Origin of the sequence: Luteibacter sp. W1I16, from assembly GCF_050434905.1 — a bacterium.
Classification (GTDB): Bacteria; Pseudomonadota; Gammaproteobacteria; order Xanthomonadales; family Rhodanobacteraceae; genus Luteibacter.
Genome location: NZ_JBNDJJ010000001.1, coordinates 1515738 through 1528168 on the forward strand (window position 1 = coordinate 1515738; position 12431 = coordinate 1528168).

A 12431-nucleotide genomic window follows, 5' to 3' on the forward strand; every position below is an offset into this window, starting at 1 on the left:
GGTCAGCGCCCCAGCCGGTCGGCGAAGGCGTGCTTGAACGCATCGTCGATCGGCGTGGCGTCCACGCTGGCGGCGAGCCCGGCGAAGCGCTCTTCGAAGGCACGCACGGCCGCCGTGAAGCGCGCCGCCCTGCCCTCGTCATCGCCCTCGTCCACGGCATACGCCAGTACACGGGCGGCCTGGCCGGCGAGGTCGACATCGTCGGGCAAGGCCGATATATCTCCCCACACCTGCTTGAGGTATCGCACCGCATCGGCGGCACGGCGCATGCGATGCAGCAATCCCGCCGGCGCGGCGTGTTCGGGAACGAAGCGAGCCACGACGTCCTGCGCCTCGTCCACGGGAACCAGGCCCAGGTCCACCCGGATACACAACCATGCCGCGTCGAACAGCCAGGACCCCGGTTTCGGCTCCGCGCTATAGGGCAGCGCCTCGCCATTCACCTCGACGCTTTCGGGGATACCGGCATCGAGGAACTCCACCACGTACGTGCGCTTCGCCGGGCGCCCCTTGTACCGTCCCTCCATGCGATCGATGTGCACCCGGTGCGCACGATCGCCATGCCGGTTGCGCACGCGGGTTCGAGCGAACTCGCCGCGCTGGTAGCCCTGGCTCGCCCCGTCGTCGTCGTAGAGTTCGGTGGCCCCCTGGGCACCGGGAAACACCTGCAGGATCAGCGTATCGGGGACACTGGCGAGGTCGCGCATGCCCTCCGGGTACAACGGGATCACGCTCCCCGGGCGCACGAAGATCGGGATTTCCTCCAGCGTGTACGCACGCTCCACCCTGCGGCCCCCCTCGAAGGCTTCCGCGCCGTCGCGGCTGTACCACTTGCCCGGAGGCAGCCATACGGGAAACGGCGCGGTACCGTCGGCACCGACAGGCGCGGTCACGGGTGCCACGAGGATATCGTTGCCGAACATGTACTGGGCCGGATGTGCGTACGCTTCCTCGTGCTCCGGCCAGTGGTAGTACATGGGCCGGACGATCGACACCGCGGTGTCGTAGGCTTGCCGCGCGGCGGCGTAGATATACGGCGCGAGCTGATAGCGCAGGCGGATCGCCGCGAAGATCGCGTCGCCATAGGGCGGTCCGAAGTGCCACGGTTCCTTGTGCAGGCTGGCTTCCTTCGCCGAATGCGTGCGCAGCACGGGGCTGAACACGCCCAGTTGCATCCAGCGTGCGTAGAGTTCCGGTTCGAGGTGCCGTTCCGGCCGGGGGATGTGCTTGTGGAAGGTGTGCCCACCGATGTCGTGGCTCCAGTACCCATAGAGCACGTTGGACGCCATCGCGGTGAAATGGGGCTGGTAGGCGAGCGACGTCCACGAAATCACGCTGTCGCCGGAAAAACCGATGGGATAACGATGGTTACCGAGGCCACCCCAGCGATGGTAGATGAGGCCGCGACGGTCGCCGTCGCGCTGCATCTCGGTGAAGAACACATGGTTGAGCCACCACGTGTTGGACAAGCCCGGGTGCGCCTTCGACTCCGGCCACTGTTGCCAGTCCAGCCACCAGAAGTCCACGCCCTGTTTTTCCAGCGGCCTCAGGATGGTGTCGAACAAGGCCCGCATGTACGGCTGAGACGTACCCTCGAACGGAATGGGCGCGTGCGTGGAGGTGTCCCACGACAGCGCTTTCGCCATCGCTCCGTAGTTTTCCTCGTGCGGCATCACGCCCGACGCGGGATGCAGGTTGAGCGTGACGCGAAGGTTCTGCCCATGGGCCCAGCGCATGAAGGCAGCCGGCTCGGGAAAAAGGCTGCGGTTGAAGGTATAGCCGGTCCAGCCGGACGCTTCGCCGAAAACGTCGTTTTGCTCATGGCCGGGACGCAATGAAAGCCCCGGCGTCGTGTGCCAGTCCATGTCGAGCACCAGCACGTCGAGCGGGATGCGCTCCTTCTCGAAACGCGCACCCAGCGTACGCAGTTCCTCGTCCGAATAATTCCAGTAGCGCGACCACCAGTAGCCGAAGACGAAGCGTGGAGGCATCGGCTGCGGGCCGGCGATGGCCGCGAAATCCCCCAGCGCCGCGCGGTAATCACGACCATATCCAAAGAAGTACAAGTCCTGCCGATCACCGTCGGGACGTTCCTCCACCCAGCCGTCGTCGTCCAGTCCGAAGCCGTGGGTATCGTCGACGACATGCCAGCCGTCGCGCGCGATCAGCCCCTCTTCGAGGGGCAGGGTGCTGCCGTCCTGCCAGGTGTCGCCGTCGTAGCGATCGAGCGTGCGGTAGGTGCCGCCAAGATTGGCCTTCTGCGCATCGCCAGGATTCCAGGTGACCTGCACGCCCTCGTGGCGAACCAGGATCGCGAGGTTGTCGGCGGCGAAGCGGCCGCCGCCCTTCTCGTAGCGCAGCCGCAAGACGCCCGTATCGATCTCGATGAAACGCTCGTCCTCGGCCAGGCCGAAGGGCGGCACCTCGAGCGCCCGGTGCACGACGACCTGCGTGCGACTGTCGCGGAAGCGGCCATCGCCACTCCATTCCAGGCGGACGAGTCGCGGGGTCAGCACCGTGAAGCGAACCTCGCCGCGTTCGATGATGGCCTCGGGCCGGGCGGCAGCCCCCGTGGAACGGCGGCGCTCTGTCGTGGCTTCCATGGGCGGGGTCACCCCTTTGCGAACCGGAGGTGGATCATTATGACGCGTTGCCGCATGGAGCCGGTGAAAGGATCGGCTTGACGGCGTCTTGGCGCCACGTGCACTCCGCTGACGTCACCGTGCACCCCGACATCACCGGAGAAGACGACCATGAACGAAGACCAGATCCGCGGCGCGGCCAATACCGTCGGCGGCCGCGTGCAACGTGCGGCCGGTGTCCTCGCGGGAGACCACGGCGTGGAAGCCGAAGGCGCCATCCGCGAAACCGCGGGCCGGGTGCAGGCAAAGGCCGGCGAGGCGGTGGAATCCGTGCGCGACGCCGTTAGCCACCGCCCGCTCGGGGCGATCCTCAGCGGTTTCGGCGTGGGCATCCTCGTGGGCATGCTGCTGGCCCGGCGCGACTAGAGAAGGACGCAGCGGTTCCGGCCCGCCCGCTTCGCCGCGTATAACGCGCGGTCGGCGCGGTCGAAGGCCGCGGCCGCGGTGTCGTCGACGCCGAAGCGGGTGATCCCGCCGGACATCGTCACCGTCACGGGCCTGGAGCTGGCATGGAACGCCAGCTTCTCCACCGTGGCGCAGAGTTCCCGCGCGAGTTGTCCCGCCGCGCCGGTATCCATGCCGGCGAACACGACGGCGAATTCCTCGCCGCCGTAGCGCGCGACGAAGGCTCTGCCCTCCAGTTCGCGGGCCAGCGTCTGTCCCACGATACGCAATACCGCGTCACCGGCGCCGTGGCCGTAGGTGTCGTTGATGCTCTTGAAATGGTCGATATCGAATGCGCCCAGGCAGGCCGTGCCACCACCCTCGCGGACCTCGCGTTCCACCTCCGCGACACGCCGCTCGTAGGCCAGGCGGTTCGGCAGGCTCGTCAAGCCGTCGGTGAGCGCGAGCTCGTGTTCGCGACGCAACGAATCCTGTAGCGAAGTCGCCTGGTTTTCCAGCTCCTGCACGCGGTCGCGCATGCGCTCGGCACGATCGCGATACGCGGCAAGACGCGCATCCTCGCGCTCCCGGTATTCGCGGAAATGACGGTCGATGAGGGAAAGCCTCTCGGCGACCTCGGCCTGCAAGCTGCCCAGGTCCGCCGCGGCCAGGGTCGTCTCGCCCAGCGCACGCATCTCCTCGCGCACCGTCGCGTCCAGCGCCCGCCCTTCACGATCGTCGAGGGCCGCGCGTTCCAGTTCGACCGCGAGGTATCGGGTCATGTCGCCGAGGCGGAGGCTCACCGCCGCCAGCAATTCCTGCAGTCGCGCGATGTCGGCACGCAGTCCGTCGATGCTGGCCGCGTCGGACTCTCCGCCGGCAGGCGGGAGATCGTCCGCGCTGGCGACGGCCGTCGCCAGCGCGTCGAGCAGTGGCTCGAGGGCCGCGAGTGAAGGAACGTGGCGGAGTTCACTGGCCAGGTGGTCGAGCAGGCCATCCAGTTCGCGGTCCTGACCCCGCGCGAGCACGGCGAGGCGTAACGCCAGGCGGCGCAACCCCTCTTCCAGCGCGCGGAAATCGCGCTCGTCACGCTCCATCCGCTCCAGCGCAAGATGGTACTTGCGCTCCCAGACATCCTGCTCCAAGCAACTACCCACCGGTCGTTCGTGGCCCTGGGGGCATCGTACGCCCAACCGCGGCCGGGTAGCGCGGCGGGTTATCCGCGGACAGGCCGCAACATGCGGCACAACCCCACGATCGGCCGGTGCAAGCCGCAGGGATCGGTGTTCCACGGGTAGCCGCGGTGCGCGGCGGCGACATCCTCGAACGAGGGCCGGCCGGGCCCCGAGGCGGAACCGCTCGCCATCGCGACGGCGAGTCCCGCGATAAGGGCCATGTATCTGACGGTGGGTCGCATCGGCCAGTCCCCCTGTGTGCGGCTTCGACGTTATGCCGTGGCGCCGGACGGGACAATAGACCGAACGGCAGGGATGGCCGTTCGAAGGACCACGCTCACGCGCTGGCCCGTACCGTGGCCCGCGTGGGTGACATGGCCCGCCCGCGATCGGCGGCGATGACCAGGCATTGCCCGGCCAGCGCCGCCACCGCGCCACGATGCGACACCACCACCATGGCGGTCCGCGGCAAGCGTCGCTTCATCGCGGCCAGGACGGCGATTTCCGATGCCGCGTCGAGTGCGCTGGTCGCTTCGTCGAGCACGGCCAGGACCGGCTGGCGAAGGATCACCTGGGCGAGCAGGAGGCGCTGCGATTCGCCCCCGGAAAAGCGGCTCGATGCGTCATCCAGCGGGGTGTCGAGGCCGGTGGTCGCGAGGCGGCTATCGAGGCCTACGTCGGCCAGCGCCTCGCGCAACGCGGCATCGCTGGCCGACGGCGCCGCCCAGAGCAGGCACTCGCGCACCGTGCGCTGCCACGGGCGCACACTCTGGCCCACGTAAGAGCCCTTCGACACACGCTGGCGGTACGCCTCGAAATCGAGGCGCTCGCTGCCCGCCCAAGCGACAAACGTCTCCGGAACCACCATCCCCGCCAGCACGTCCATCAGGCAACTCTTGCCGATGCCCGAGTCGCCGGAGACGAAGGTCAGCTCGCCCGGCACCAGGTCCAGGTCATGCACTTCGAGGCCGCCCGCGGGGGGAACCACGCGAACGCGCTGGATGCGCAGCGCGCCGGCGGGGTCCGTCGTCGCCCGTGACCGAGGGGTCGTTCGCGTCACCGTATCCAGTTCCATGTAGCGCCGCCAGAGCTCGAGGGCGGGCGCCGCAGAGCGCAGTTGCTGGAAACTCTGCCGTGTGGTGACGATGTAGGGCACCAGTCGTCCGAGCAGCAGGCAGACGGCGACCAGCGATGAGCCGTCGATACCGTGCCAGCGATGCGCGAGCGCGAACACCAGGGCGATGCCGACGGCGGCGGCCAGTTCCAGCACGAGCCGCCCGGATGCGATCAGCTCCAGTTGCCGTGCATAGCCCCGGCACAGGCGCGACGCCACGTCGGCATAACTCGCTTTCTCGGCGGCTTCGCGTCCGTACGACCGGACATGACGCAGCCGGCGCGGAAAATCCTCGCTGTGACGGAACAGGTTGGTCATGTCCGCCACGTAGGCGCGGCTCACCTCCGACTGTTCGCGGCCGAACCCGCGCGAACAAAGCAAGCCGAACACCGCCAGCGGGGGCATGGCGAGCACGAGCACCGGCGACACCCAACAAGCGGCGGCCACGCTCGCCGCGGCGGTCGCGCCCGTGACGAACAACTGCTGTGCCGCGCTCAGTCCCTGCACGAGACCTTCCGTGTTGTAGGTGAGCACGTTGGCGATTTCCGCCGAAGTCGCGTTCGCCAGCGCGGGCAAGGATGCATCGACGAGCCGCGCCTGCACCTGGCGGCGCAAGCCCATCCCATAACGTCCGAGCAGGCGGGCACCCCATCGCGCGGCATACCAGCGCGACATCGCGAAGATTCCCGTTACCAGGGCGAAGGCACTGGCCATCGCGTCCGTGCTCTCGCCCAGGACATGCGGCAGCGGCAGCGGCAGGGGTTGCCGTGGTTGCACCAGGGCCACCAGGAGCACGGTCGCGAGCGTGCCCGCGAAAGCGGATACCAGCGACAACGCGACGTACACCCCCGTGCCGAGGCGATGGTCGTGCGGCAATGAACGAAGCAAAGCGTGCAAGGGCATCGTCCGGTGGCGGGTGCCTTCGCGCACCGTCAACGGCCCGTGACGCCGGCGGCGAGCAAGGCGCGCAACGCGGCGATGGCGTCGCGCGGATGCTCCCCCCGACGCAATTCGTACACACCGAGGCCGCCGAGGCGATGGACGAAGCGTTCCCAGCCCGGTTGTCCCGCCGCATATGGCTGGTCGGCGGCGAGCCATGCGGCCACCTCCTCCCACGGCAGGCGACGCAACAGACGGGACGGATCGGCTGCCGTCTCCGCGCTGACCATGACGGCACCGGCCAGCCGCAACGGCATCGCCGCCGGGCGGCCGGTTCCCTCGCGCAGGTCGGCTTCGAACTTGGCGACGCCGCTGCGCCGGTGGATGACGGGTGAGGTTTCGATCCATGCACGCACGGTTTCGTCCTCGACGAAGCGGAATACATCCTCTTTCACGTGCAGGTAGTTCGCCACGCCGGTCGCCAGGAGGTTGTCCGGATGCACGAAGACGCCATCCTCGGCGAGGAAGTCCATGCCATCGAGCAAACCCTGCAGGGCGAGCGTCGACTTGCCCGCTCCGCTCGCGCCAAGCAGGAGGACTCCCCGTCCGTCCTGGCCGATGCATGCGCCATGCAAGGGGACCAGGCCCAGGCCGCGCGCGGCCAGCATGAAGACGGCGAACTCGATCAACTCGTAACGCACGTGGTACGGATGCGCCAGCATGTCTTGCGAAACGACGACCAGGCCGCGGTGTTGCGCGGGAACCAGCACCACGTAGTTCGCTTCGTCCATCATGCCGCAGAGCAGTCCGGCACCTGCCTGCGCGCGCACCGGAGGTGGCGTGGCGCGACCGGTGGCGGCTTCGCGTGGAAGCACGCGTAACTCGATGCGGAATTCCGGCGCGACGGTCGCGAAGCGATGCTCAGGCAAGCCCGCATACGCCGCATCCACGAGGGCCAGCAGGTCGGCGCTGTCGCTCTCGAAACGGAAGCGTCCGCCGAGTATCTGGCGGCGGACGGAAATGGTGGGGCGCAGCCGCTCTCCGAACGGGTCGGCGGCGGCTTCGCCCTGTGCATGGACATCGGTCGAAAACGTCATCGCCTGTCGATCTTCCCGGCTGGAACGGTTGAGGCGGTGAGTGCGGCGGCGGCGCGGGAAGGTTGTCGACGCGCGGTGTGGCATCGACGCAACCTCACCCGCATCGGACGGCACCTACGCCCATCGCAGCGGCGCTGGCGCGCCGCGCTCCCCTGGTCCAGTCCGAGGCCCGTCACCGATGTTGAAGATCCAGGTAGGCCACTCCTACTTCCTGCGCTACGACAGCAAGCAATGGGAACGTGGCAAGCCCTATCCCCCCCTGGCGACGATCCACATCGCCGCGTTGCTGCGCCGGATGGAACACGAGGTGACGTTGTTCGACTCCATGCTGGCGGATGGTGTGGAAGACTACGCGGCGGCATTCGACCGGGCCGGGCCCGGCCTGGTGGTGTTCTACGAGGACAATTTCAATTTCCTCACCAAGATGTGCCTGGGCCGCATGCGTGACGCGGCGTGCCGGATGATCGCCGAGGCACGCGCGAATGGCGCGCGCGTGATCGTGGCCGGCTCCGATGCCTCCGACCACCCTGAGCCCTTCCTCGAGGCGGGCGCGGACGCCGTACTGATCGGCGAAGGCATCGGCGCGCTGATGGCCCTGGTCGACCGCCTCGAACGACAGCCCGGCATCGATCGCGAAGGCTGGACGGAAGGTCTCCCCGGTGTCGCCACGATCGCCGGCGGCACGACGCGGATCACCCGCATCGGCGCCGTGCCACCCGATCCGCGCGTCGCCGGACAGCCGGCATGGGACCTGCTCGACGTCGAGCGGTACCGCGCCTTCTGGCAAGCCCGGCACGGCTTTTTCAGCCTCAACATGGCCGCGTCACGGGGCTGCCCGTTCCGCTGCAACTGGTGCGCGAAGCCGATCTGGGGCAATCACTACAACCAGCGCCCGGCGGAGGAAGTCGCCGCCGAGATGACTTACCTGAAGCGCACCTTCGCGCCTGATCACATCTGGATGGCCGATGACATCTTCGGCTTCCACGTGGACTGGGTGAGCGAGTTCGCCGCGCACCTCGACGCCAGCGATGGGTCGATACCTTTCACCATCCAGACACGCGCCGACCTCGCCAGCGAACGGATGTGCGCCGCGCTGGCGAAAGCCGGTTGCGCGGAGGCGTGGATAGGCGCCGAGAGCGGCAGCCAGCGCGTGCTCGACCGCATGACCAAAGGCACCAAGGTACCCGACCTCGTCGCCGCGCGGCGGCGCCTCGGCGCGCACGGCATCCGCGTCGGCTTCTTCATCCAGCTCGGTTACCTGGGTGAACAACTCGACGACCTGCTGGCGACGCGACAGCTGGTGGAAATGGCCGCGCCCGACGACATCGGCGTGAGCGTGTCCTACCCGTTGCCGGGTACGAAGTTCTTCGAGGAAGTGAAGGCGCAGCTGGGCGACAAGACACACTGGGACGATAGCGCCGACCTCGCGATGATGTTCCGTGGCGCCTACGATTCCGATTTCTATCGCCAGTTCCGCAACCTGCTGCACGACCAGGTGACGCTGCAGCAAGGCGCGGCGGACCTGCAGGCCCGGGCGTCCTTGCGTTCGCGCTGGAACGCCCTTGTCGCCAGCGAACAGGCACATCGCACGGAAACACCCACGCTGCCCTCTCCCGTGACGTCGCAAGGCGTCGCCCTTCCCCTCGCATGAGCACGCCATGTTGCCGCCACTGAAACTCGTCAGGCACGGCCTGCACCGCACGACGGAAACGTTGGCGGCCGAACTCGCCCTCGCCCAGCCCGGCACGCCGATGCCCGACTGGACCGATCTCGAATGGAGGCTCGCGTCGGCTGCCGCCGTCGCCCACGGCGTGTCGCCGCTGCTTTGCAGGTTCTCCACCTGGCAACGGCCTTCGTGGCGTCGCTTCCTCGTCGACCAGCGCCAGCACGTCATCCAGCGTCACGAGCGGATCGCTGCGCTGTTGCGCCGTATCGACGCGGGCGCCCGCGACGCGCAGGTGCCGATGATCGCCCTGAAAGGCGCGGCACTGCACGCGCTCGGACTGTACGCGCCGGGTGACCGGCCGATGGCGGACGTGGATCTCCTGGTGGACGAGGCCGATGCGGACACCACGGCCGCCATGCTTGTCGCCATCGGTTACGAGGAATCGTTCGCGCAGTGGAAACACCGTGTGTTCAAGCCGTCGGCAACCGATGCCGTGGCGGGGCTCGGCGAGCATCGCGACACGCCGATCAACATCGAACTGCACACGCGCATCCACGAAAGGCTGCCGCTGGACACGGTGGACATCACGCCCCGCGTCCGCCCCCGCGGCGCCCGGCCGGGCATCCATGCGTATCCGTCCTCGGGTGCGTTGATGAGTCATTTGTTGCTGCACGCCGCAGGCAACATGTGTGGTCGTAGCCTGCGCCTGATTCATCTCAACGATATCGCGCTGCTCGCCACGCGCATGCAGTCGGACGACTGGGACGTGCTCTGGTCCGGCGATCGTCCCTGGTGGGCGCTACCGCCGCTCGAACTGGTCGCGCGCTACTACCGCGGCGCCGTGCCGGCGACCGTGCTCAAGCGGCTCCGTCGCCATTGTCCACGCGTGCTGCGCATGGCCGCGCGCCGGCAGACCCTGACCCACGTCTCCTGTTCCAACCTGTGGCTGCATGCCCTTCCGGGTGTCGAGTGGTCGCGTTCGTTCGGCGAAGCGGCCCGGTGCCTGAAGAACCGGCTGCGGCCCACCGAGGAAAGCGTGAAGGAGCGCGCCGACATGGTGCGGACCCAGGTCTGGCTGCAGGACCAGAGCTGGGTGACCCTCGGCCATCGGCGCCGTCTCCTCGCCTGGCTTACCCGTCCGATACCGCGCATGGACACGTTATACGTGGTGCGCAAGGCGCTGGACGCCGTCGTAGCGGGCTGACACGACGTCGGGTCGTGGCCGTCACGGAAGCGACGGCCGCGACGCGCGGTACATGACTTCGAAAGTGGCGGCCGTATGGTCGGCGTCTTCCGCCAGCGCACGCCGCTGCGCTTCGTTCGCGAGACGCATGCGCAACGCATCGTCGTCCAGGAGGCGGGACATCGCTTCCGCCAGCGCGCTCGCGTCGCCCACCGGTACCGCCAACGCCGCCGCGCCAGCCCATTCGGCGATGTGGCCCACGGCCGTACCCACCGTCGGTACGCCCGCCACGGCGGCTTCCAGAAGCACCAGCGGCCCCGCTTCGTGCAACGACGACATCACCAGCAGGTCCGACGAAGCCACGAGGGGCCGCAACTCCGCCTGCGTATGGAACCCGAGGAAGGTGACACGCCGCTCGATGCCCAGGCACCGCGCGAGTTCCTGCATCTCGCCGCCGAGCGTGTCCACCCCGGCGATACGCATGTCGAAGTCGACCCCCGCGTTGGCCAGGATCGCCAGTGCGCGCAGCAAGGTCGCCTGGTCCTTCACGCGGTTGAGGCTGGCGACGTGGATCAGTTTCGCCGGCGCGTGATCGCGCGGCCGCGGCGCGAGCGGCCTCCATGCGCCGGTATCGACCCCGAGGGGCACGCGCCTGGCCGGTATACCCAACGCATGCAAGGCATCGACGATCGGCGCGCTCGCCGCGGTCACGATGTCCGCGAGGCGCAGGATCACCGCCTCGCGCAGCCGGCCTCGCCACTTCCGCCTTCCGCCGTAGCCGATGGCGTGCAGGGCGGCCAACTCGCCGCCAGCGATATGTACGAACACCGGGAGTCGCAGCGATTTCGCCGCCACGACGCCGATCAGGCCGCAGTGCCCGGAAAAGATCGACTGGACGATATCGAAGGGTGCGCCGCGATGTTCGGCGCGGATCGCCGCGATGGCACGCCATACGGTGCGGCCTTCGCCGATGTTGTGGATCGTCGCTCCCCGCAGGGGCCAGGTTCCGGGTTCCGGCTCCTGGTGCAACACGAACACGTGCACCTCGTGCGCTCGCGCAAGGCGCTCGATCAGGGCGAGGAAGACGGGTATCACCCTCTGCTCGCCTCCCCGGTCCACACCGCCGGGAAGCACCAGTGCGATTTTCATGCGGCGTTCCTTCCATCCACGAGCTGGCGGTACGCCTCAGCCCATTGACGGCCCAGCGCATCGAACGACAAGGAGGCGTCGAAATGCTCGCGCACCTCGTGCCGGGACGTAGCGGACGCAACGATGTCCGATGCCGCCGCGACGAGCGCCCCCGCCAGCGCCGCCGCGTCGCCGCGAGGCCACAGGTTGCCGACGCGTCCGCCCCCGGTGATCACGCGGAACGAGGGGATGTCCGTCACCACGGGACGGAGACCGCATGCCATCGCCTCCAGCAAGGCGTACCCGGAGCCCTCGGCAAGGCTCGCCGAGACGAACAGGTCGGCTGCATGCATGAGCCGCTCGATCCCTGCATGCGGCACGGCTCCCAGCAGGTGGACGCGCCCGGCCAGCCGGGCATCGCCGTCGATCCTCCTGCGCACCTCGGCCATCAACGGTGCCGTGCCATACGCGCACCACAGTTGCAGGCCGGGCAAGCGCTCGCAGGCCCGGGCCACGCCATCGAGCATGGTCAACGGGTCCTTGCCCGCCGCGAGGTGTCCGACGGAAAGTACGCAAGGATCGCCATGCAAGCCGGTGGCCGCGCGGGCGGCGTGCCGGTCACCGGGCGAGAAGCGACTGCTGCTTTCGGGGATCGCGATCAACCGCGTATGCCTCCCGAACAATCGCCGCCGCGTGAAGGGCTCGGCCTGTTCGAGCGCGGTGAAGACGATGCCGTCGGCCGCGCCATACCAGCGCCGCCAGGGCATGTGCCGCCATCGCGACGGCAGGCCGTTCGCGTGATCCTGCAGGACGACCGGCACTCCGGGAAGACATCGCGTCAGTACCGCCGCGTGTCGCGCGAAAGCCAGGCCGTGCACGTGCACGATATCCGCGCCCGCCTCACCGGCGAGACGTGCGGCACATCGGCCGAGGTCGCCGGCGCCATGCAGTTCGCGACTGTCGACGAAGCGATAGTCGACGCCGCCGCGTGTCACATGCCGGCTGAAGCCCGCCATCTGGATCACGGTCACCCGCGTGCCTCCGCTGGCGATGGCTTCGGCGATATCGGCCAACGATGGCCACCGATCGAAGATCGCATCCGCGTCGAGTGGCGCGGGCGCGGCGGCGAAGTTGATCAGGACGGCTCGCATGTGCGCCGCCTG

The 12431-nt window shown here is 68.4% G+C and carries 9 protein-coding genes; 3 read left to right on the forward strand and 6 right to left on the reverse strand.

The annotated features are described in order from the left end of the window. Positions 1-2: 2 nt before the first annotated feature. Positions 3-2603 carry a TIM-barrel domain-containing protein gene (locus tag QFZ41_RS06840; RefSeq protein WP_429198064.1) on the reverse strand — a complete coding sequence of 867 codons (2601 nt, stop codon included), beginning with the start codon at positions 2601-2603 and terminating at the stop codon, positions 3-5. Between the two features lie 150 nt (positions 2604-2753). Between QFZ41_RS06840 and QFZ41_RS06845 the strand changes: the two genes are divergently transcribed. Further along, a complete protein-coding gene (locus QFZ41_RS06845; protein ID WP_429198065.1) occupies positions 2754-3008 on the forward strand; it encodes a CsbD family protein in 255 nt (84 codons plus the stop codon). Here the strand turns inward: QFZ41_RS06845 and QFZ41_RS06850 are convergent. The 3 genes from QFZ41_RS06850 to QFZ41_RS06860 form a co-directional block, all read right to left on the reverse strand. Next, positions 3005-4183 carry a diguanylate cyclase gene (locus tag QFZ41_RS06850; protein ID WP_429198066.1) on the reverse strand — a complete coding sequence of 393 codons (1179 nt, stop codon included), beginning with the start codon at positions 4181-4183 and terminating at the stop codon, positions 3005-3007. The genes QFZ41_RS06845 and QFZ41_RS06850 overlap by 4 nt on opposite strands. A 355-nt stretch (positions 4184-4538) precedes the next feature. Beyond that, positions 4539-6218 carry an ATP-binding cassette domain-containing protein gene (locus QFZ41_RS06855; RefSeq protein ID WP_429198067.1) on the reverse strand — a complete coding sequence of 560 codons (1680 nt, stop codon included), beginning with the start codon at positions 6216-6218 and terminating at the stop codon, positions 4539-4541. A gap of 29 nt (positions 6219-6247) precedes the next feature. After that, complete coding sequence (locus QFZ41_RS06860) at positions 6248-7291, reverse strand: serine kinase (RefSeq protein WP_429198068.1); 1044 nt, start codon at positions 7289-7291, stop codon at positions 6248-6250. Between the two features lie 178 nt (positions 7292-7469). Here QFZ41_RS06860 and QFZ41_RS06865 point away from each other — a divergent pair, with 178 nt between their 5' ends. Together QFZ41_RS06865 and QFZ41_RS06870 are read left to right on the forward strand one after the other, a co-directional pair. Beyond that, positions 7470-8942 (forward strand): B12-binding domain-containing radical SAM protein, encoded by a 1473-nt coding sequence (locus QFZ41_RS06865; protein WP_429198069.1) that lies wholly within the window; start codon positions 7470-7472, stop codon positions 8940-8942. A gap of 7 nt (positions 8943-8949) precedes the next feature. Further along, a complete protein-coding gene (locus QFZ41_RS06870; protein WP_429198070.1) occupies positions 8950-10161 on the forward strand; it encodes a nucleotidyltransferase family protein in 1212 nt (403 codons plus the stop codon). 21 nt (positions 10162-10182) lie between these two features. Here the strand turns inward: QFZ41_RS06870 and QFZ41_RS06875 are convergent, their stop codons facing one another. After that, on the reverse strand, positions 10183-11289 hold the full coding sequence (locus QFZ41_RS06875) for a glycosyltransferase family 4 protein (protein ID WP_429198071.1): 1107 nt from the start codon (positions 11287-11289) through the stop codon (positions 10183-10185). Further along, entirely contained in the window at positions 11286-12419 is a 1134-nt protein-coding gene (locus QFZ41_RS06880; RefSeq protein ID WP_429198072.1) for a glycosyltransferase family 4 protein, read from the reverse strand. The genes QFZ41_RS06875 and QFZ41_RS06880 overlap by 4 nt, the downstream gene beginning before the upstream one ends. Between the last annotated feature and the right edge of the window lie 12 nt (positions 12420-12431).

What these genes read in the sequence shown, in the direction of transcription:
- QFZ41_RS06870 (WP_429198070.1), top strand. Translation starts at nt 8,950, where the DNA reads ATGTTGCCGCCACTGAAACTCGTCAGGCACGGCCTGCACCGCACGACG.
- QFZ41_RS06875 (WP_429198071.1), bottom strand. Translation starts at nt 11,289, where the DNA reads ATGAAAATCGCACTGGTGCTTCCCGGCGGTGTGGACCGGGGAGGCGAG.
- QFZ41_RS06855 (WP_429198067.1), bottom strand. Translation starts at nt 6,218, where the DNA reads ATGCCCTTGCACGCTTTGCTTCGTTCATTGCCGCACGACCATCGCCTC.
- QFZ41_RS06845 (WP_429198065.1), top strand. Translation starts at nt 2,754, where the DNA reads ATGAACGAAGACCAGATCCGCGGCGCGGCCAATACCGTCGGCGGCCGC.
- QFZ41_RS06880 (WP_429198072.1), bottom strand. Translation starts at nt 12,419, where the DNA reads ATGCGAGCCGTCCTGATCAACTTCGCCGCCGCGCCCGCGCCACTCGAC.
- QFZ41_RS06865 (WP_429198069.1), top strand. Translation starts at nt 7,470, where the DNA reads ATGTTGAAGATCCAGGTAGGCCACTCCTACTTCCTGCGCTACGACAGC.
- QFZ41_RS06840 (WP_429198064.1), bottom strand. Translation starts at nt 2,603, where the DNA reads ATGGAAGCCACGACAGAGCGCCGCCGTTCCACGGGGGCTGCCGCCCGG.
- QFZ41_RS06860 (WP_429198068.1), bottom strand. Translation starts at nt 7,291, where the DNA reads ATGACGTTTTCGACCGATGTCCATGCACAGGGCGAAGCCGCCGCCGAC.